This window comes from Butyricicoccus sp. OF27-2pH9A (genome assembly GCF_027693185.1).
GTDB lineage: Bacteria > Bacillota > Clostridia > Oscillospirales > Butyricicoccaceae > Agathobaculum > Agathobaculum butyriciproducens.
The window spans coordinates 14,646-35,007 of the sequence record NZ_JAQEXK010000017.1 but is presented as its reverse complement, the minus strand read 5'-3'; the positions used below and the strand labels follow the sequence as shown (position 1 = coordinate 35,007).

Below are 20,362 nucleotides of genomic sequence, written 5' to 3'. Positions count from 1 at the left end.
CAATGGAACTGAATATCTGCCATCTTTACCCCGACATTCTCAATCTGTACGGTGACCGGGGCAACATTATCACGATGAAGCGCCGTCTGGAGAGCCGCGGCATCAGCGTCAATGTGGACGAGTGCTCGATCGGTCAGCCGCTCGATGTGGACAAGTACGACATTTTCTTCATCGGCGGCGGACAGGACTTCGAGCAGGAGGTGCTGCTACGCGACCTCGCCTCCGGCAAGGGCAAGGACATCTGCACCGCTGTTGATGAGGAGAAGGTGTTTCTCGCCATCTGCGGCGGCTACCAGATGCTCGGCCAGTATTACAAAACGTGGGACGGAGTGCAGCTCGACTTCATCGGCGCGATCAACGTGCACACCATCGGCGCGAAAGAGCGCATGATCGGCAACTACATGTACCGCACAACGCCCGAGAGCAGCGGCTCCATCGTGGTCGGCTTTGAGAATCACTCGGGCAAAACCTATCTCGGCGAGGACGTTGCGCCGCTCGGCATGATGATAAAGGGCTACGGCAACAACGGCGAGGACCAGACCGAGGGCGCACGCTACAACAATGTGTTCGCCACCTACTCGCACGGCTCCCTGCTGCCGAAGAATCCCGTGCTGTGCGACTTTATCCTGCAGACCGCGCTCGACCGCCGCTACGGCAAGACCGAGCCGCTCGTACCGCTCAACGATACTCTTGAGCTGAACGCGCACAATTATATGGAGCAGCGTCTGAGCAAATAACCTGATAAAAGTTACAGAAAAAGGCATGATTTGGAGTCATGCCTTTTCTATTTGTCTCTCTGCGGAAAATATGTTAAAATATTATCAAGAGAAGATCGGGAGCAGCTCCCGACAGAAAAGGAAACGAGGAGGCACATCACATGAAAAGGAGAATGATCGCAGCAGCACTGGCATGCCTTGCCTGCACAGCAGGACTAAGCGCCTGCGGCGGCTCGGCAAGTGCAGAGAATGTATACCGCATTGCGGTAATTATCAAGCATACAGACGAACACTTCAAAAAAGTCATGGCGGGCGCGGAAGCCTGCGCCAGCGAGCACCCGAATGTAGAGATCGACATCCAGTCGCCCACCTCGGCGACCGCCTACGACGAGCAGCTGAACATGGTCGAGACCGTGCTCCACAACGACGGTATAGACGCCGTTGTCCTTGCACCGCTGCAGTCCAGCTCGGCGGCTGCGCTGGCGGAAACCGCAGACAAGCCGATCATCGCACTGGATACAGATTTCACCTCGGATAAAAAGCTGTCCTTTGTCGGCACCGGCAACGAAGCAGCCGCTCAGGCCGGCGGCGCGGTCGCTATGGAAAAGGCAAAGGCGAACGGCGCGGACAAGCCGCAGGCTGTCATCCTGACCGGCGCACAGGGCGACGAGACGCATGAAGCCCGTCTGCGCGGCTACCGCAGCGCCGTGGAGCAGGCGGGCGGCACTGTGCTCGAGGTGCAGTACTGCGACGCGCAGCCCGACCGTGCGGCAGCCGCGATGGAGGCTGTCATGCAGAAGTATCCGCAGGGGGTGGACGCGCTGCTCGTTACCAGCGATGATATGGCGCTTGCGGCCATCAAGTGCATCTGGGATAACAACAGCGCCGCCTACCGGAAAACCGTTATCTGCGGCTTTGACGGCAATCAGGCTGCGGTGGAAGCGCTCGACCGCGGTGAGCTGACTGTCGATATTGCCCAGCAGGGCTATGAAATGGGCTACAGGGCCGTCGAGGCCGCTTTGGACGCACTCGAGGGCAAATCCGTTGAATCGGTGATCGACTCGGGTTCCGAGGTCATCACAGCGGACAATATCGACGCATACATTGCCGACTGCAGGGAAAAAGGCTTATGGAAATAAACAAAAGAGGAAGTTTCAGCTGAAACTTCCTCTTTTTTCGCGTTAAAAGCCTTCTCGATGCACCAACTGATACAGCAGCGCATTGACAATGGACGCGGCTACATTCGAGCCGCCCTTGCGGCCTCGTGCGATGATATACGGCGTGTCCCCGCCGATGAACAGCTCCTTCGCCTCGACCACGTTGACAAATCCGACCGGCACGCCGATGACGAGCGCAGGCGCGACAATGCCTTCCTCAATCAACTCATGCAGACGGATAAGCGCAGTCGGCGCATTGCCGATGGCGAAGATGAGCGGGCCTTCCAATTTGGCGGCGTGCTCCATCGAAACGACCGCCCGCGTGACACCGCGAGCCTTGGCCTCGCTTGCCACCTGCTCATCCGCCATCAGGCAGACCGCCTTTCCGCCGAGCTTTGCCAGCGTCGCCTTGTTCACCCCGGAGAGCGCCATATTGGTATCGGTAACCACCGTCGCCCCTGCCGCAAGTGCGGCTTTTGCCTTTTCGATCACGTCCGGCGAAAACGCAAGGCTGTCCGCGTAGTCAAAATCCGCCGTGGTGTGGATGACGCGCTTGACTACCTCGGCGATGCCCGCCGGAAACGTGCGCTCGCCCAGCTCGGCGGTGATGATTTCAAACGACCGCTTTTCAATGTCCTGCGGCTTCATGTATCCATTCAAAATTCGATTCCCTCCCGCGCAGCGATGCCCTTTTCAAACGGGTGCCGCTGCATTTTCATTTCTGTAATGTAGTCCGCGTGTGCCTGCAGCGCTTCGGACGGACCCCGTCCGGTCAGTACGACCTCGAGCGTTTCCGGCTTGGTCTCAAGGAATTTTACGACCGTTTTCTCATCCAGAAAGCCGCACGAGATTGCCGCGCAGACCTCATCCAGCACGAGCAGCCGCGCGTGCTCCCGCACAGCAAAGCCGGTTGCCGCATCGAAGGTGCGGGTGAGCGCGTCCGCTGTCTCCCGCTTCTCCGCCTCCGTCATGCGGAAGGAGAACTTGCCGACCGGATTTGCCGCCATCACGGTCACTTCGGGCAATTTCGCCAGCACGCGGCACTCGCCCGAAGTCCCATCCTTGAGAAACTGCGCGAACACGACCTTGTTTCCGCGTCCGGCGCAGCGCACCGCCAGTCCGACCGCCGCCGTGGTTTTACCCTTGCCGTCACCGCAGTACAGGTGAATAAGTCCTGTCATGCTTTTCCCTCCATTATACGGTAAATCCACTCCATATCGAGCGATTTTCGCACCGAATCCGCCAGTTTGTCGTACTGCTGCTCCTTGTAGGCGTGTGTGTCGAGCGCTTCACCGGTGAGCGTCACACCCTTCTTTTGCGCCAGTGCCTGCGCCGTCCGCAGCGCCGCCTCCGGCGCATCGAACACGCCGTGCAGATAGGTGCCGAAGGCGTTTTCCGTCTGACAGCCGTCCTCGATTTCGCCTTCCCTGCGAAGCAATCGAACGAGCGGCTTTGCACTCGCGCCGCGCACAGTTTCACCCATGTGAATCTCATAGCCCTCGACCGCCAGACCGCTCAAATCGGACAGCACGCCGTCAATCTCAAGCAGCGTGCCGCGCGTCTGCGTCGTGGTCTTGCTCGGGCGGAACACCGTGTCGATCGGCAGCAGCTTCATGCCGCGCAGACTGCCGCCGCCCTCGGTATTGTCCGGGTCGGAGACCGTGCGTCCCATCATCTGGTAGCCGCCGCAGATACCGAAAACCGGTGTGCCTGCCGCGTGCGCCTTGAGAATCTGCGCCTCCATGCCGCTCTCGCGCAGCCAGCGCAGGTCTGCCAGCGTGGACTTGGTGCCCGGCAGGATAATCAGGTCGGCTCCGGCAAGCTGTGCCGGTTTGTCCGTGTACGCGACGCTCACGCCGGATACACGAGAAAGTGCGGAAAAATCCGTAAAATTGGAAAGACGCGGCAGCTTTACCACCGCAATGTTCACCAGTGCGGGAGCAGCCTTTGCGTCCAGACGCTCGGACAGGCTGTCCTCATCGTCGATGTCAAAATGACCGTACGGCACCACGCCGATGACCGGCTTGCCGGTCAAATCCTCGAGCTGCGTCAGACCCGGCCGCAGAATCTCCACGTCACCGCGGAATTTGTTGATGATGAGACCGCGAATCCGCGCCTGCTCGTCCTCCTCGAGCAGCTTGACTGTGCCGTACAGCGACGCGAACACACCGCCGCGGTCAATGTCGCCGACCAGCAGAACGGGTGCATCCACCAGCTTCGCCAGACCCATATTTACAATATCATCCTGCTTGAGATTGATCTCCGCCGGACTGCCCGCACCCTCGATCACGATGATGTCATTCTCGGCGGCAAGGCTGTCAAATGCGTCCTTGATCATGGGCAAAAGCGCCTTTTTGTGCCCCCAATATTCGCGCGCGGTGCGGTTTCCCTGCGCCTCGCCCATGATGATGACCTGCGAGCCAACGTCGCTTGTCGGCTTGAGCAGGATCGGGTTCATACGCACATCGGGTGCGATGCCCGCCGCCTCGGCCTGCACGACCTGCGCGCGGCCCATCTCCCTGCCGTCCGCCGTGATGAACGAATTGAGCGCCATGTTCTGTGACTTGAACGGCGCAACGCGGTAGCCATCCTGCCGGAAAATCCGGCACAGAGCCGCGCAGAGAAGGCTTTTGCCTGCATTCGAGCACGTTCCCTGTATCATGATTGTCTTTGCCATTTTACACCTCACATTGGGTATAATTAGTAATGATTTGCAGTAACCGCTCACTCGCTTCTCTCGTTTTTACGGCAACGCGATAGTATCCCGCCGAAAGTCCGCGATAATTATCGCAGTTTCGTATCATTATGCCGTGTTCAGCGAGTTTCTTGTGCAATCCGGTATCGTTTGAGCGGAACAGCAGGAAGTTGGCCTCGCCCGGAAAGACGGTCAGTCCGCAGGCTGCAAGTCCGTCGGATAAAAACCTGCGTTCCTCGGCAATGCGTTTGGCGGTTTCAGTGGCCCAGTCCGGCTCGTTTGCCGCCGCGACGGCGCACGCCTGCGCGATGACCGACACGTTCCACGGCTGTCCGGCATGGTATAATTTCTCAATCAGCGCCGCATCCGCCGTCATGCACCAGCCGAAGCGCACACCGGGCACGGCGTACATTTTCGTGTACGCGCGCAGAATGATCAGACCGGGATTGGATTCCAGCAGGTCTTTCCGTGTGTGCCGCTCTGCGTCTGTCAGGAAGTCGTTGAAGCACTCGTCTACAACCAGTTTTACGCCGTTTTCTGTACATTTCCGGACGATTTCCCGCAGAAGCTCTGGCTTAACGGTTCGCCCGGTCGGATTGTTCGGATTGCAGAGATACACCGCATCCAAATCCGGTGAAATCTCGTCCAAAATGCGCTCCGTGAGCGCAAAACCGTCCGTTTCCCGCAGATTATGCACCCGAATCTCCGCACCTGAGAGCGTGCGCTCGTACTCCGCAAAGGTCGGTGCGGTGAGAAGTACCTTGCGCGGTTTCAGCACCGCCGCAAGACGGTCAAGCACATCCGCCGCACCGTTGCCGCAGTACAGAAAATCCGGATTGACGCCTTCTCTCGCACCAATCGCCTGCCGCGCGGCGCGGCAAAACGGGTCGGGATACTGCGTGCAGTTATCCACAGCCCTGTGCATGGCCGCGCGTACCGCGTCCGGTATGCCGAACGGATTGATGTTCGCGGACAGGTCGAGCGGCGCGAAGCCGTGGCGGTCGATGTAGGTTTGGATGTCGCCGCCGTGGACATAGGTTGGCAATGTTGTCACCCTTTCAAATACGAATTTTCTCTCTCGCACAGCGTCCTAACTTTTTACGATCAGGCGGATTGCACAGCACAGCACCAGCGCAAACACGCTTGCCGCCGTCATCAGATCGACCGCTGCGAGAATATCCGTGCGGTCTACGCGGCGGATCGGATCACCGAAGGCGGCCTTTTTAACGACTTTGCCGAAGTAGCTGGCATCGCCGCCGAGCTGGATGTGCAGTGCGCCCGCGCACACAGACTCGGTCTGACCGGCGTTCGGACTTTTGTGCTTATTGCGGTCTCGGCGATAAATCCGCAGCGCATTTCGGTTATCGAGATGCAGCATTCCGGCACCGGCGATCATGCACAGTGCGGACAGTCTGGCAGGGATAAAGTTGAAAAAATCGTCCATTTTTGCCGAAAACTTGCCGAAATACTCGTATTTATCGTTATGATAGCCGACCATGGAATCCAGCGTGTTGACCGCCTTGTACAGCATGCCGAGCGGCGCTCCGCCGATGAGCATGAACACGAGCGGCGAGACCACACCGTCCGTCAGGTTTTCAGCCACGGTCTCAACAGCGGCCTTGACAACGCCCTCCTCGGACAGCTCTGCGGTGTCGCGGCCGACGTACCACGCGATGGCCTTGCGGCCCTCCGCAAGCGACTGCTTGATCGCGCCGTAGACATGGCAGCCGGCGTCTGCGAGGCTTTTTCGTGCAAAAATCATCCAGCAGAGCAGTGTTTCGGCGGCAAAACCGAGCCAGAAGTTCACATGATACAGCCAGCGCAAAAGGAAAAACGGCACGGCAAAGCTCATACCGCAGGTGATGAGCCAGAGTAAAATTCCGGCGAATGTCAGTGACGCAGGCGTTGCGGGAAAGATGCGGCGCAGAACTTTTTCGGTTCCTGAGATGAGTTTTCCGACCGCACATACCGGATGCGGCAATTTTTTCGGGTCTCCGAGCAGCCAGTCGAGCGCGAAGCCGAGCAGCACGGCAAGGGTTATCGTCATGGTTGTTCTCCTTTGATGAATTGCGGCACGCCTGCGATCACGCGCACGACTGCATCTGCTTTCTGTGCCAAAGCACAGCACAGACGACCAACCGTTTCACGCCAGTTTTCGTCCGCACGGTCGATGGGAACGATGCCGCAGCCGATCTCATCGCAGGTGATAACGTGTCCGCACAGCGTATCTGCGAGCGACAGCGGGTCTTTGCCTTCCTTCAGCATTTTTCGCACGATTTCGTGCAGATTTTCAATTCTCGGCAGGTCTGCATACAGGTTTTCGGCAACTTTTCGTTTCCCCTGATATGCGCCGCCAATGATGAGCACGGTCATAAAATCAGCCCTCCAATCGCTGCTGCCGCAAGCGTGATCAGTTCCGACAGCGAGATGCAGAATCCCGCCAAGTCTCCGGTGACACCGCCGAACACACGGCGGCTTATGTGCTCATGCACAGCATACCACGCAACGAGCACGATAACGAGCACTTTCGCCGCAGCAAGCGCGTGCGGCACGCGGTATATCCACAATCCGAGAAACACCGCAAACAGAACGAATTCAGCAACTAACATGCGCGATACCGCGCGTTTATCGCTGTTTTCCGCAAAGATATGTGCAAGTCCGCTGTCTTTCGCGCACGGTGACGCAACCACCTTGTGGCCGCCCATTGCCCGTGCGAAAGCAAATCCTGTGCATGCCAGCGGAAGAAGCACAGGCCGGTCGTAAATCTGGGCAAAACACCCGACCTCGGCCAGCAGGAATGCCATCAGCCAGAGCGGCCCAAACGCGCCAACGTGCGGGTCCTTGAGGATGGCCAGCCGCTTTTCCCGGTCGCCGAACGAGCACAGCGCGTCGCAGGTGTCGCACAGGCCGTCCAGATGAATGCCGCCGGACACTGCCAGAGGAATCAGCGCTGCGATCACAGCGTAAAACACGCCTGCCGCGCCGAAATGCACGCAAAATACGAACCAGAACCACTCTATCGCACCGATCAGCACACCGATCAGCGGCAGGAAGCCAAGTGCCCACCGCATGGTCTGTTTTTCCCAGTTCACCTGCGGAACAGGTATCGCAGAGTACATTGAGAACGCGACCAAAAGTCCGCTGATTACACTTTTCACGGCTGTTTTCCCTCCTTTACCGGCAGTAAAATTCCGCATACCGATTCATATACCGCGTCTGCTTTCCCAGTTAATTTCTGGTGCAGTTCTCCCAAAATCCGAATATACTGCATGGTCTCCGGCGGGTACGGCACGCCGTCCGCAAAGATTTCGTTGGAAACGATAACCAGCGTTTCACAGTATTTTTGCAGATTATCCACGCCTGCAACAATGCTGTCGAACGCCGATCCTGCGCCTGCGCCTTCCGGCGCAAACAGCTCGTTTGCCAGCAGATTGCCCAAATCCTCGAGCAAAATTCCGTCGTATTGCTGAGAGAGCCTGAGATTCGCTAAATCAAGTGTTCTCTCCACCGTAGCGAACCCCTTTCCCGCACGAAGCGCCCGATGCCGTGCAATCCGCGCCTCTGCAGACTTGCCGAACGGCTGCATGGTCGCCAGATATAATCGACTCTGTGCTTTTTCACACAACAGCCGTTCCGCGTGCTCCGACTTGCCCGAAGCCGCTCCGCCGGTCACTAAAATCAGCATTTTCGCTCCCCTTTCTTAATTAGACTTGCAATCCGCTCTGATTTTCGATACAATAACTTTATCCGAGTAAGTTGAGGTAAGGAAAAATGGAGCTGCATTACGATATCACCAAACAGGATTTCATTGATTTTAATTTGAATTATTACAACAATAATGCGATTGTTCAACGCAGCATTCGCACCATGAGAATCGCCACTGCGGCTATTGTCATTCTCGGCGGCAGTGCGCTCATGTACTGGCTGCATACGCTCACGCCGGTTTCCATCGCGGTTTACGTTGCGCTCGCTGCCGTCTGCTTCTGGGGCACACCGCGCTATATGCGTCATAAAATGATCAAAAATATCGAGAAAATCCTCAAGAACGCAAAGAACAAACAGCTTTGCGGACCGAAAACGCTCACGCTGCGCGAAAGCGAATTCGAGCTGTCCGGCGAGAACGAAGATACCGTTTACCAGTATTCGGCCGTTCAGCGCACCGCAACCGATGACAAGCATTATTATATTTTTGTTGATGAATTCTCCGCGGTCATCGTGCCGTTCTCAGCGTTTGAAAACGATGCGCAAAAGCAGGAGTTCTACAACAAAATCACCGCAAATATCGCGGATGAAGCTCTGAAATGCTAAGAATTTGAACCGTAAGCACCGAGTTAACGCTCGGTGCTTTTTGCTGCACGCAGTATTCCTGTAAAGAATGCGGGCAGATCGCATTTATCGGCGTTACACACAATATTTATATAAAAATTTGTGCTATCTGTCAGACAAACAACTACTTTTGCGGCTGATATGCCTCTATTCCAATGTCCGCGAAGCTCACCATTTCCCGATATGGCGCCAGTGCCAGGTCCAAAAGCGCCACGCCTGCCGCCGCGCCTGTCCCCTCCCCGAGGTGCATGCCCGCCGTCAGGAACGGCCGCTTACCGAGTGCATCGAGCAGCAAAATGCTCGCCGGTTCGTCCGATCTGTGCGCGGCAACCATAAAATGCACAGACTGCGGGCACAATCGCACCGCGAGAAGCGCCGCCGCACACGAAATCACGCCGTCCAGCACGACCGGAATGCGCTGCGCCGCCGCACCCAAATACAGACCGCACAGACCCGCGATGTCCAAACCGCCGACCTTGTGCAGCACGTCGATCGAGTCATTCGAGTCGGGTTTGTGAAGCGCCAGCGCCGCCTCGATCACCGCGATTTTCCGCTCCAGACCGGCCGTTGACAGACCCGCTCCGCGTCCTGTGACCGCCGCAGCCTCCGCGCCGGTGAGCGCCGCCGTGACTGCCGCGCTCGTAGTCGTGTTTCCGATGCCCATTTCGCCGCCAATAAGCAACGAATATCCCTTTTCAGCACACATTTCCGCCATTTTAATACCGATTTCGACCGCTTCGAGCGCCTCTTTCCGCGTCATGGCAGGCTCATGCGCAAAGTTTGCAGTTCCGCGCCGAACGGAAAATTGCAGTACTTTTTCGCTCTTTATCGGCTGTGCAACACCTATATCGACCGGAAACACGTCCATTCCGAGCTGTTTTGCCATTAGACACACGGTGGACTCGCCGCGGCCCATATTTTCCGCGACCGTTGCTGTCACCTCCTGCCCGCACTGCGTCACGCCCTCGGCGACCACGCCGTTGTCCGCGCAGAAAACTACCGCCGCACGTCTGGAAATATCCGGCACCGGCTGACCGAGAATACCTGCAAGCTGCACGATCGCGTCCTGCAGAAGCCCCAGTCCGCCGAGCGGCATGGCAATATTTGCAAAGCGGTTTTGCGCCGCCGTCATGCTTTTCTCATCCAGCGGCCGGATGGCAGAAATAGTCTGTTCAAGTGTCATTTTCCGCTCCTTTCTGCACATTTTCGGACAAAATTCGCTGCAATTTCAGTTTTCGCACGGAAATACAAATGCGGAAATCCTGCATAGAGCGTATCTGATGCAAAGCCGCAGTCCCACGCGCGCCCGTTTGGCTTGACCGCATGAAAATCTGTGCCATTATCCACAGCCTGTGCATAATGAAACTCGTGCACAGGAAATTGTCCACCGGCTTCGCACAGCAGGTTATCACTGTTTGCCGTGAGCATGACATAGCCGAACGGCTGCAGCCTGCCCGTCATGTACGCCGAAGTCGGCAGCACACCTGCCATTTCCGCGCCGTCGAGCGACTGCATCAGATAAAGAAATCCGCCGCATTCTGCAACCGTCGGCAAACCGTTTTGAATCGCTTTTTTGATAGAATTCCGCATGATTTCATTCTCTGAAAGCCGTTTTTCATACAATTCCGGATATCCGCCGCCGAGATACAGGCCATCGATATTCTCCGGCAGCCGCTCGTCTGTGAGCGGCGAAAACGGCACAAGCTCTGCCCCCAGCTCGCGCAGCACATCGAAGTTATCCTCATAATAGAAGCAGAATGCGCGGTCCTTCGCTACCGCGATCCGCACCGGAAAATCGGTCACACGAGCGAGCGATATGTGCGTATCGGTCAGCGGTTTCGCCGTCTGTGCTAATGCACACAATGCGTGGAGGTCAATGCCCTCCTCTGCCGCATCCGCGAGCCGATCAATTTTTTCACGCAGGTCGGACAGCTCGTCCGCCGTCACCAGACCGAGGTGGCGGTCAGGTATTTCGGCCTCCGGAACCGGCGGCAAAAAGCCGAGCACAGGCAGCCCCGCTTTCTCTGCGATTTGTTTGTAAAACGAGTACATTCCCGCCGAAACGCCGTTCAAAATCACTCCTGCGAGCGTATTTTCCGCAAATGTGCGGAACCCGTGAATCTGTGCCGCAAGCGACAGCGACTGCCCCTTAGGCCGCACGATCAGCACCGCAGGCGTGCCGGTTGCGCGAGCCAGATGTGCCGCCGAAGCCGTATCCGTCGTACCGGAAACGCCGTCGTAAAAGCCCATGACGCCCTCGATCACGCCGAGACCGTCCGGCTGGATATGCCGCGCAAGCTGACTGCGAATACCGACCTCGTCCTCGAAAAACAGGTCTAAATTGCGGCTCGGAACGCCCAAAACCGCCGTGTGGAACATCGGGTCGATGTAGTCCGGACCGCACTTGAACGCGCTGAGTGTTACGCCGCGGCGCTGCAGCGCCCGCAGAATCGCGGTCGTGACCGTCGTCTTGCCGCAGCCGCTGCCGGTGCCCGCAAGCAGCAGTCTTGATGCATTATTTTGTGTCATTTGCGGCCCTCCCGGACAGAATAAACACCGGATTGTTCGCAGTCAGCATGGTGTACGCGCCGACCGGCTTGCCGCGCGTGGCCGCCAGCTGTGTGACCTCGATGTCAGTAAATCCCAATTCTTTCAAAGCCGTCTGCGCCGCAAATAACGTCTCGAGCGCAATCGCGTTCACAACCACGCGAACTTCCGGATTTTTCTTCTTAGCAAGTGCCAGAATCTCCCGCATTCTGCCGCCGCTCCCGCCGACGAACACGCAGTCCGGTGCCGGAAGGTCCTCCAGCGCCTCCGGCGCAAATCCTTCAACGATTTTTACATTGTATCCGCCGAGTTTTGTGCGGTTTTCACGCAAGAGCGCGACCGCTTCCGGCTTTCGCTCGACGGCATAAACCGTGCCGTCGCCGGCCTTGCGCGCCAGCTCGAGCGTGACCGCACCGGTGCCCGCACCCACGTCCCAAACCGTGTCGGTCGGTCGGACAGTCAGGCGGTTCACCGACACCCACCGGACCTCTTCCTTGGTCATCGGCACCTTTCCGCGCGTGAGCATTTCATCTCGAATCGGTTCGTTTTTGTTCGCCGCACGCGGGTTTTCGAGCAGCAGAACCGCTAAATCCGAGCACGAAAGCTGCGCGATCTCCGCGGCTGTGCCGTGCACAATCCGCTCATTTTCCGCGCCGAGATTTTCCCCGAGATGAACGGGCAGCGCGCCCAATCCCGCGTCCATAAGGCTGCTGCAAACCGCCTGCGCGTTGTTTTCACCGCCGGTCAGCGCAAATGTTGCCGTATGGTAACTTACGGCACCGAGAATATTTCCTGCGCGACCGTGCAGGCTCTTAAAACACAGATTTTCGTAGGAAATGCCGCATTTCGCGCACATATACTGCATGCTTGACAATCCCGGCACGAGTGTTACCCCGCCGTACGGCAGGAGCCGCTCGCGCAGCTTTCCGGCCGCGCTGAAGAATCCTACGTCGCCGGAAACCAGCAGCGCCGTGTGCCGGGCATTACCGGAAATTGCCCGCTCAGCCAGCTCTGAGAACGCGCAGACCTCCGCCTTGGGCGACAGCGATGCGAGCCGTTTTGTGGCAAATACTTCCTCTGCGGCTGTAAGTGTGCGGACGGCTTCGCCGGTCAGCGTGTCCGCCGTGCCCATGCCTGCGCCGATGACGAAAAATTCTCGCTGCTGCTTTTCGTTCCGTAAACCGAGCAATTCCGTCAAAAATTCCTGCATCTGCGCCTGATTTTTGCCGTTTTCCATACGCGGACGCGCAATGACCAGTACCTTTGCACCGACCTCCTCGGCTGCCGCGACCTTCTCCGCAAAGCCGCCGGACACGCCAGTATCCTTGGTCACGAGGATTTTTGCGCCGGTCTCGCGCAGCAGCGCCGCGTTCATCGCCTGCGAAAACGGACCTTGCATGGCGATGATGTGCGCGCCCGGGAAGCCGAGTGCGGCGCACTTTTCGAGCACCGAAGCGGTCGGCAGCACGCGCGGGAACAGCCGCGTTTGGAAGTCCTGCACCGCCGTGTACGCTTCCAGTTCTTTACTTCCTGTGGTGAGCAGGACCGCGCCCTCGTGCGCGTTCAGCCAGTCCACTGCGGCGGCTGTGTCCAGCACGATTTCGCAGTTCTGATAAGGCAGAGCAGGCCGCAGCAGCCGCTCGTAGCGTGCGTCCGATTTCGCACAGGCCGCCCGCAGATTGTCGGTCACAGCCGCTGCATACGGATGCGTTGCGTCGATGAGCAGCGCATCCGAGGTCAATCGCTTTTCCATCTCCCGCTCATCCAAGCGGCCCTCGTGAACCGTGATTCCCGCCATCGGCTCCATCACCGCCGCACCATACTCTGTGGCAACGAAAACATCTGCCTGCACGCTGTTTTTCGACAAAAACCGGCACAAATCGTGTCCTTCTGTCGTACCGGAGAAAATCATCAGCTTCATACGCCGCGATACCCCCTCGGTGTGACCATGCGGCCGTCCATCACGCGCGTACGGCTGTTTCCGACAAACACGGTGGTCAGCATATCGACCTGTGTATCACGCAGCTCACCGAGCGTTGTAAGCGTGCAGCTTTCGCCTTCTCGGCCAATGCTGCGCACCAGACCGCAGACGGTTTCCGGCGGTACAATCTCCAGCAGAATATCGCAGGCACGGCGCAGATGGTCGGTGCGTTTTTTGCTCGACGGATTGTACAGCACGATGCAGAAATCGCCAGCCGCTGCGCCGCGCAGACGCTGCTCGATCTTGTCCCACGGCGTGAGCAGGTCGGACAGGCTGATGCACGCAAAGTCACACGTCAGCGGCGAGCCGAGCACGGCGCCGCCCGAGCAGGCCGCCGTGATGCCCGGAATGACCTCGACCTCGAGGTTCGGCTCGTGCTCGCAAAGCTCGAGCAGCAGGCCGGCCATGCCGTACACACCCGCATCTCCCGAAGACACGACCGCGACCGTTTTGCCCTGTTTTGCCGCCTCAACCGCCGCTTTGCAGCGCAAAACCTCGCGCGTCATGCCGGATTCGATGCGCTCCTTGCCCGAAATGAGGTTCTCGATCAAATCGAGGTACAGGCCGTAGCCTGCCACACAGTCACATTTTTCCAGAGCACGCACTGCGCGCAGTGTCATCTGCTCCTCGCCGCCCGGCCCGATGCCGATGCAATACAGCTTCATGCTTCACTCTCCCGTTCTTCAAACGTCACGCGCCAGTCCGGCACGGCGACAGCCGCCGTTACGCCGTTCTGCGCGAATTTGTGCAAGATAAGTGTGCCGTTCTGTGCCGCGCACACAGCCGCGCGTTCGCACACATTATCGACGCCGACGGTCTGCTGCACGAACGCCGACCGGCTGAATTCGCCTTGTGCGTCGTGCAGCTGCTCGGCCGTAAAGGTGCGGAACGGCAGTCCGTGCTTTTCGCAAAACAGCAGCAAACCCGGCTCATTCTGCTTGATATCAATGCTCACCGCGCCGCAAATCGCCTGCCAGGGCAACTTTTTCGATGCAAGCGCCGCCTGAACCGTCTGCTCGATGGCATCCGCGCTCGTGCCCTTGCGGCAGCCAATGCCGAGATACGCAATCCGCGGCACGAGATGCAGCGTATGTGCAAACGGCTGTGCGTCTGTGCGGAATCCAATCGTGAACCCGCTTTCCGCGTCTTTTTTAAGGTCAATGTGGGCGGGCAGCAGCCCGTCTACCGGAAAATCCGAGCGAACGCCCACGGTTTCCCCCCTGAGCAGCGCACCGGATACATATTTAATATGTTCCGGCTCCAGAACTGCACAGCTGTGTGCTTTTGCCCAAGTGTCCACGGCGAACACCTGCCGTCCGTCTGTCGCGGTGGTGAGCACCGGCACAGCCTGCAGACCTTGCGCAAGTATTTCTGCAATCTCGTTGGCACCGCCCAGATGTCCGGACAGGAGCGGAATCACGAACTTTCCCTGCTCGTCAATGACGATTACCGCCGGATCATAGGCTTTTCCCATCAAATACGGCGCCACTGCGCGTACCGCGATTCCGGTCGCGCCCACGAACACGATCAGGTCGCAATCGACCATTGCCTGCTGCGCAAAGCGTTTCAAGCTCGTGCCCGAGAGCGACGCATCCGCCGTCCGCGCGTACCGCTCACACCGGAAATCCGGCAGGAGTTTTACCGCCTTTTGCACAGTCTGTGCGCCGCACAGGGTAAAGGATACAAATTTTGCGTGCTTCATCGGCTTGCCTCACGAAATTCAGTCGTAAAGGTCGGGTCGTACAGCTTGGAGCGCTCGTACTCGGTGCCGAGGAACCCGCCCACCGTGATGAGCGCGGTCTTGGTAATGCCCTCTCGCGCACCGGCTTCGGCGAGGTCTGCGACCGTTGTCCGCACGACCTTTTCGTCCGGCCAGGTGGCCTTGTACACGATGGCCGCAGGCGTATCCGGCGCATAGCCGCCCGCGATCAGCCGCTCGGACAGGCGCGCCAGCTGACCCGCCGACAGGAAGATGACCATGGTGGCTCCGTGTGCCGCGAACGACTCGATCTGCTCCTTTTCGGGCACGGGCGTGCGGCCCTCCATGCGCGTCAGGATGACCGACTGGCTCACGTTCGGCAGTGTGTACTCGGCTTTGAGTGCCGCTGCCGCGCCGCAGAACGAGGACACGCCCGGGCAGACCTCATACGCCAGACCGAGCCTGTCCAGCTCGTCCATCTGCTCTCTATGCGCACCGTACACGCACGGGTCGCCGGTGTGCAGACGCACGACCGTTTTGCCCGCTTTCGCGGCAGGCGCCATCACGGCGATGACCTCCTCGAGCGTCATCTTCGCGCTGTTATACACCTCGCATCCGTCCTTTTTGTAGTCCAAAAGCGCCGGATTGACCAGCGAACCGGCGTAAACGATCACATCTGCCTCGCTCAGCAGACGTGCGCCGCGTACCGTGATCAGGTCGGGCGCACCCGAGCCTGCACCCACAAAATAGATCATTCGCTTTGCTCCTTTACCAATATAATAGAGAAATAGCCGCTCGGCTGTTCAAGCGCATCTAAATCTTCGATCAGCCGCTGACCGTCCATGCCAACGCGTTCGATCAGCACCGCGCTGCCAAGTTCGCCGCGCTGCCGGAGCAGTTCGCGCACCTCCAATACACTCTTTCCTGTCTTCATCAGCACCCTGCTGCCGGAGAGAGAAAGTCCCTCCTCTGCCCTGCCGTGCGTGACCGGAATGACGTGCAGCATTTCCCCGTCCTCGCACAGAGCGCGGCCCATGGCGGCAGCTGCGGCACAGAAGGACGGCACGCCGGGCACCAGCTCGGCAGCATAGCCGCGAGCGGCAACACGCTTGTGTACATACCAGTATGTGGAATATACCGTCGGGTCACCGAGCGTGAGAAACACCACGGTTTTGCCCTCGTCGAGCAGCGCACAGAGCGCGTCTGCCGCCGCGTCGTGGCTGGCGTTCCGCACCTGCTTGTCGTGCGTCATCGGCATATCGAACAGCAGGATCGTCTTGTCCTGCCCGATGTACGGCGAAGCAATATCCAGTGCGGTCTGTCTGCCGTCGGCGGACTTCGGTGCGGCGACCGCATCGCACTCGCGCAGCAGCCGGATCGCCTTGGCGGTCAGCAGCTCCGGATCGCCCGGACCGACACCGACTCCATATAAAATACCCTTCATTGCAGTTTCAACCTCTCACAGAGTGCGCGCGCACCGGCGGACTCCGCCAGCACGCCGTATTTTCCCGTAAACATGATGAATTCCACGCGTGCCTGCCCCTTCATGCGCAGGGCGATACGGGTTTCCATTTCCCTGCCGATGCGCGACAGGACGGGCTGACGCAGATTCACTTCGTCCAGCAGCTCCACGCACGCGTCCACCGAGATGGCGGCCATCAGTCCTTCGAGTGTCTCGCGCGGTGCGCCGCACAGTGCCGCATGCGCGGTGAAAATCTCCTGCCGTGCGTCTGCGACCGATGAATGCGTGTTCATCACGCCTGCAGCCATCTTGACCAGCTTTCCGGCGTGTCCGACGAGCAGAATCTCCGGATAGCCGCGGTACGCCGCATGGTCGAACGCCTCACCGATGAAGTTGGAGCACTTGACCGCGCGTTCGAGGTCAAGGCCGAGCGTGTCCCGCGCGAAATCCGCACCGTAGTTGCCCGGGCACAGGAACGCAATGCGCTGTCCCTGCGCGTACAGGCTGTCCAGCTCCAATCGGATGGTGTCCACGAGCGCCTTTTCGCTCATCGGCTCGACAATGCCGCTCGTGCCGAGAATCGAGATGCCGCCGACGATGCCGAGGTGGCCATTGTAGGTCTGGGCGGCAAGTGCCTCGCCGTCCTCCACCGAAATGGTGACAGAAAAGCCGCCGCCGTATCCGTTCTGTTCCGCGGCCCGGTGCACCGCATCCGTGATCTGCTGCCGCGGACCGGGATTGATCGCCGCTTCTCCGACCGGCATCGCCAGTCCCGGGCGGGTAATTCGTCCGACGCCGGCGCCGCCCTCTATGGTAACGCCCTTTTCGATTCGGCGCACGGAAGCCGTGATGCGGACCCCGTTTGTGATGTCCGGATCGTCGCCCGCGTCCTTGCGGACGGTGCAGACAGCCGCGTTTCCGCTCATATGCGCGTCCTCGGCCGGCAGGCAGAAGGTGATGCCGCCCGGCGTGTGCAGGTGAATCTCCGGCGGCGCGATTCCGGTCAGCAGCAGCACAGCCGCCGCCTGCGAGGCCGCCGCCGCGCACGAGCCAGTTGTCCAGCCGCGGCGAAGCGCCTTGCCGCCGCGATAGGCGGTGAGTTTTTCGTCCGGCATGCGGTGCACCTCCCTGTGAAATGTAATCCAATTTATTATAGCATACGCAGGCTTTTATTTGAAGTGCAAACGCGGGATGTCTTTTCTCTGCCCCGGTTTTCCGGTGTCGGAATTTTTATCATTTTCCGCGGCAGTGCCGCTCCCCCTGCGATTCTCCGTGAATTCTTCATCGCATTGTTTTAGTAGGATAACAAAAATTTTTTATAAATTCGCACTTTAATTGCCATGTTCTGTAAAATAATAAACTTTTCTAAGTGCGAGGTGAAAAAAGTAAATATTTTACGCAGTATTTTTGTACAAAAAGTCTGTTCAAAATTATCATTTTTCACAATAGTTGTTGATAATATTGATAAATACGCGAGATTTTTTTATTCATTCATCCAAATTGCACAAATACATCTTGACAAAGAATTTTAAAAGTGATAAATTTATCTCACGAAAGGACGAAAGGAGGCTGAGCAGGAAATGAAAAAGGTTATCTGTTCGGAACACGCACCCGCAGCCATCGGCCCGTATGCACAGGCAATTGCAGCAAACGGTATCGTATTTACTTCGGGTCAGCTTCCGATCGATCCCGCAACCGGTGCTTTTCCGGAAGGGATCGCAGCACAGACCAAGCAGTCGCTCACCAATGTAAAGGCAATCCTTGCTGAGGCAGGAACCGGTATGGATCAGGTGATCAAGACTACCGTCTTCCTGAGCGACATGAACAATTTCGGCGCGATGAACGAGGTTTACGCCACCTTCTTCGGTGAAGGCAGCTACCCGGCACGCTCCGCTGTGGAGGTTGCAAGACTTCCCAAGGACGCTCTCGTCGAGATTGAGGTAACCGCTCTCCTGCCGTAAGGCAAACCAAAAAGAAAAGAAAACAGCAAAAAAGAAAGGTGCTGTCCGCTAAGCAAAGCCGGAACCGGAAAACCGACTTTGACAACCGGGGTACCTCCAAAACACACAACTGGAGGTAATTTATTATGAGCAAGCAGTATCCGCTGAACGTACCCGCACCCCATCATTTCACTTACGCAGTCCGTGATCTTCCGGAAGTAACCGTTGAGCAGCGTGAGCGCGCTCTTCAGGCTACTCATTACAACGAGTTCGCATTCCCGTCCGGCATGCTGACCGTTGATATGCTGTCCGACTCCGGTACCACTGCAATGACCAATCATCAGTGGGCAAGCCTGTTCCTCGGCGACGAGGCTTACGGCCGCAACACCGGTTATTACGTTCTGCTCGACACCTTCCGCGACATCTTCGAGCGCGGCGGCGAGAAGAACTGGAAGAAGATCATCGACCTCGTTCGCACCGATTGCCGCGACGTTGAGAAGATGATGGACGAAGTTTATCTGTGCGAGTACGAAGGCGGCCTGTTCAATGGCGGCGCAGCTCAGATGGAGCGCCCGAACGCATTTATTATCCAGCAGGGCCGTGCAGCTGAGTCCGTTCTGATGGAAATCGTTCGCAACATCCTTGCTAAGCGTCATCCGGGCAAGAAGTTCACCATTCCGTCGAATGGTCACTTCGACACCACCGAAGGCAACATCAAGCAGATGGGTTCCATTCCGCGTAACCTGTACAACAAGACCCTGCTGTGGGAAGTACCGGAAGGCGGCCGTTACGAGAAGAACCCGTTCAAGGGCAACATGGATATCGAGAAGCTCGAGCAGCTGATCACCTCTGTTGGTCCGGAGAACGTTCCGCTGATCTTCACCTGCATCACCAACAACCCGGTTTGCGGCCAGGCCGTTTCCATGGGCAACCTGAAGGAAATCAACCGCGTTGCGCATAAGTACAACATCCCGCTGGTATTTGATACCGCTCGCTGGGCTGAGAACGCTTACTTCATCAAGATGAATGAGGAAGGCTACGCTGACAAGTCCATCGCTGAGATCGCTACCGAGATGTTCTCTTACTGCGATGCATTCACCATGTCCGCTAAGAAGGACGGCCACGCTAACATGGGCGGCATGCTGGCATTCCGCGATAAGGGCCTGTTCTGGAAGAACTTCTCCGACTTCAACGAAGACGGCACCGTTAAGACCGACGTTGGCGTTCTGCTGAAGGTTAAGCAGATCTCCTGCTACGGCAACGATTCCTACGGCGGCATGTCCGGCCGTGACATCATGGCTCTGGCAGTTGGCCTGTACGAGTCCTGCGACTTTAACTACATGAACGAGCGTGTTGCTCAGTGTAACTACCTGGCAGAAGGCTTCTACGACGCTGGCGTTAAGGGCGTTGTACTGCCGGCAGGCGGCCACGCTGTATACATCAACATGGATGAGTTCTTCGACGGCAAGCGCGGCCACGACACCTTCGCTGGTGAGGGCTTCAGCCTTGAGCTGATCCGCCGCTACGGCATCCGTGTATCCGAGCTGGGCGACTACTCCATGGAGTATGACCTGAAGACCCCGGAGCAGCAGGCTGAAGTATGTAACGTAGTTCGCTTCGCAATCGACCGCAGCCGTCTGACCAAGGAGCATCTGGACTATGTAATCGCAGCTGTTAAGGCTCTGTACGAGGATCGTGAGAACATTCCGAACATGCGTATTGTTTGGGGTCACAATCTGCCGATGCGTCACTTCCATGCATTCCTGGAGCCGTACGCTAACGAAGAGAAATAATCCCCTGTTCCATCCTTTCGTCAAAGGCGATACCGCATAATTGCAT

21 protein-coding genes are annotated in these 20,362 nt (G+C 57.9%); 5 read left to right on the top strand and 16 right to left on the bottom strand.

Features of this window, described 5'->3' with window-relative positions; translation table 11 throughout:
• Positions 1-2 precede the first annotated feature (2 nt).
• Positions 3-737 (top strand): type 1 glutamine amidotransferase, encoded by a 735-nt coding sequence (locus PG722_RS11725; protein WP_188885581.1) that lies wholly within the window; start codon positions 3-5, stop codon positions 735-737.
• Positions 738-877: 140 nt separating this feature from the next.
• Positions 878-1,855: a sugar ABC transporter substrate-binding protein gene (locus PG722_RS11720; RefSeq protein ID WP_270580660.1), complete on the top strand. Its 978-nt coding sequence runs from the start codon at positions 878-880 to the stop codon at positions 1,853-1,855.
• A gap of 42 nt (positions 1,856-1,897) precedes the next feature.
• On the opposite strand, the gene PG722_RS11715 is transcribed toward PG722_RS11720, so the two are convergent.
• The 8 genes from PG722_RS11715 to PG722_RS11680 are packed head-to-tail and all read right to left on the bottom strand — an operon-like array spanning position 1,898 to position 8,253.
• The gene (locus PG722_RS11715) at positions 1,898-2,521 is read right to left on the bottom strand and encodes a precorrin-8X methylmutase (RefSeq protein WP_270580668.1); all 624 of its coding nucleotides are present in this window, start codon (positions 2,519-2,521) and stop codon (positions 1,898-1,900) included.
• 8 nt (positions 2,522-2,529) lie between these two features.
• Entirely contained in the window at positions 2,530-3,054 is a 525-nt protein-coding gene (locus tag PG722_RS11710) for a cob(I)yrinic acid a,c-diamide adenosyltransferase (RefSeq protein WP_270580658.1), read from the bottom strand.
• The gene (locus PG722_RS11705) at positions 3,051-4,550 is read right to left on the bottom strand and encodes a cobyric acid synthase (RefSeq protein ID WP_270580656.1); all 1,500 of its coding nucleotides are present in this window, start codon (positions 4,548-4,550) and stop codon (positions 3,051-3,053) included. The genes PG722_RS11710 and PG722_RS11705 overlap by 4 nt, the downstream gene beginning before the upstream one ends.
• A gap of 1 nt (position 4,551) precedes the next feature.
• The gene (locus tag PG722_RS11700; RefSeq protein WP_270580654.1) at positions 4,552-5,622 is read right to left on the bottom strand and encodes a pyridoxal phosphate-dependent aminotransferase; all 1,071 of its coding nucleotides are present in this window, start codon (positions 5,620-5,622) and stop codon (positions 4,552-4,554) included.
• Between the two features lie 36 nt (positions 5,623-5,658).
• On the bottom strand, positions 5,659-6,615 hold the full coding sequence (gene cbiB, locus PG722_RS11695; protein WP_270580652.1) for an adenosylcobinamide-phosphate synthase CbiB: 957 nt from the start codon (positions 6,613-6,615) through the stop codon (positions 5,659-5,661).
• Positions 6,612-6,941: a bifunctional adenosylcobinamide kinase/adenosylcobinamide-phosphate guanylyltransferase gene (locus PG722_RS11690; RefSeq protein ID WP_270580650.1), complete on the bottom strand. Its 330-nt coding sequence runs from the start codon at positions 6,939-6,941 to the stop codon at positions 6,612-6,614. The genes cbiB and PG722_RS11690 overlap by 4 nt, the downstream gene beginning before the upstream one ends.
• Positions 6,938-7,726 (bottom strand): adenosylcobinamide-GDP ribazoletransferase, encoded by a 789-nt coding sequence (locus PG722_RS11685; RefSeq protein ID WP_270580648.1) that lies wholly within the window; start codon positions 7,724-7,726, stop codon positions 6,938-6,940. The genes PG722_RS11690 and PG722_RS11685 overlap by 4 nt, the downstream gene beginning before the upstream one ends.
• A complete protein-coding gene (locus tag PG722_RS11680) occupies positions 7,723-8,253 on the bottom strand; it encodes a bifunctional adenosylcobinamide kinase/adenosylcobinamide-phosphate guanylyltransferase (RefSeq protein ID WP_270580647.1) in 531 nt (176 codons plus the stop codon). Before PG722_RS11680 ends, PG722_RS11685 begins: the two co-directional genes overlap by 4 nt.
• 182 nt (positions 8,254-8,435) lie before the next feature.
• On the opposite strand from PG722_RS11680, the gene PG722_RS11675 reads away from it, so the two are divergent.
• Positions 8,436-8,876: a YcxB family protein gene (locus PG722_RS11675; RefSeq protein ID WP_158578261.1), complete on the top strand. Its 441-nt coding sequence runs from the start codon at positions 8,436-8,438 to the stop codon at positions 8,874-8,876.
• 142 nt (positions 8,877-9,018) lie between these two features.
• Here the strand turns inward: PG722_RS11675 and cobT are convergent, their stop codons facing one another.
• Genes cobT through cbiD form a run of 8 tightly spaced genes read right to left on the bottom strand, consistent with a single transcriptional unit; the run spans position 9,019 to position 17,698 of the window.
• Positions 9,019-10,077: a nicotinate-nucleotide--dimethylbenzimidazole phosphoribosyltransferase gene (gene cobT / locus PG722_RS11670; RefSeq protein WP_270580646.1), complete on the bottom strand. Its 1,059-nt coding sequence runs from the start codon at positions 10,075-10,077 to the stop codon at positions 9,019-9,021.
• On the bottom strand, positions 10,074-11,423 hold the full coding sequence (locus PG722_RS11665) for a cobyrinate a,c-diamide synthase (protein ID WP_270580644.1): 1,350 nt from the start codon (positions 11,421-11,423) through the stop codon (positions 10,074-10,076). The genes cobT and PG722_RS11665 overlap by 4 nt, the downstream gene beginning before the upstream one ends.
• Positions 11,410-13,362: a precorrin-6A reductase gene (gene cobK / locus PG722_RS11660; RefSeq protein WP_270580642.1), complete on the bottom strand. Its 1,953-nt coding sequence runs from the start codon at positions 13,360-13,362 to the stop codon at positions 11,410-11,412. Before cobK ends, PG722_RS11665 begins: the two co-directional genes overlap by 14 nt.
• On the bottom strand, positions 13,359-14,087 hold the full coding sequence (gene cobJ / locus PG722_RS11655; protein ID WP_118564046.1) for a precorrin-3B C(17)-methyltransferase: 729 nt from the start codon (positions 14,085-14,087) through the stop codon (positions 13,359-13,361). Before cobJ ends, cobK begins: the two co-directional genes overlap by 4 nt.
• Positions 14,084-15,124 (bottom strand): cobalt-precorrin 5A hydrolase, encoded by a 1,041-nt coding sequence (locus PG722_RS11650; protein ID WP_270580639.1) that lies wholly within the window; start codon positions 15,122-15,124, stop codon positions 14,084-14,086. Before PG722_RS11650 ends, cobJ begins: the two co-directional genes overlap by 4 nt.
• The gene (cobM, locus tag PG722_RS11645; RefSeq protein ID WP_110435177.1) at positions 15,121-15,876 is read right to left on the bottom strand and encodes a precorrin-4 C(11)-methyltransferase; all 756 of its coding nucleotides are present in this window, start codon (positions 15,874-15,876) and stop codon (positions 15,121-15,123) included. Before cobM ends, PG722_RS11650 begins: the two co-directional genes overlap by 4 nt.
• Positions 15,873-16,565, bottom strand: coding sequence for a precorrin-2 C(20)-methyltransferase (gene cobI, locus PG722_RS11640; RefSeq protein WP_270580638.1), 693 nt, complete (start codon positions 16,563-16,565; stop codon positions 15,873-15,875). Before cobI ends, cobM begins: the two co-directional genes overlap by 4 nt.
• The gene (gene cbiD / locus PG722_RS11635) at positions 16,562-17,698 is read right to left on the bottom strand and encodes a cobalt-precorrin-5B (C(1))-methyltransferase CbiD (RefSeq protein WP_270580637.1); all 1,137 of its coding nucleotides are present in this window, start codon (positions 17,696-17,698) and stop codon (positions 16,562-16,564) included. Before cbiD ends, cobI begins: the two co-directional genes overlap by 4 nt.
• A 465-nt stretch (positions 17,699-18,163) precedes the next feature.
• Between cbiD and PG722_RS11630 the strand changes: the two genes are divergently transcribed.
• Together PG722_RS11630 and PG722_RS11625 are read left to right on the top strand one after the other, a co-directional pair.
• On the top strand, positions 18,164-18,544 hold the full coding sequence (locus PG722_RS11630; RefSeq protein WP_110435180.1) for a RidA family protein: 381 nt from the start codon (positions 18,164-18,166) through the stop codon (positions 18,542-18,544).
• 125 nt (positions 18,545-18,669) lie between these two features.
• On the top strand, positions 18,670-20,316 hold the full coding sequence (locus PG722_RS11625; RefSeq protein WP_117488913.1) for a tryptophanase: 1,647 nt from the start codon (positions 18,670-18,672) through the stop codon (positions 20,314-20,316).
• The last annotated feature ends 46 nt before the right edge of the window (positions 20,317-20,362 follow it).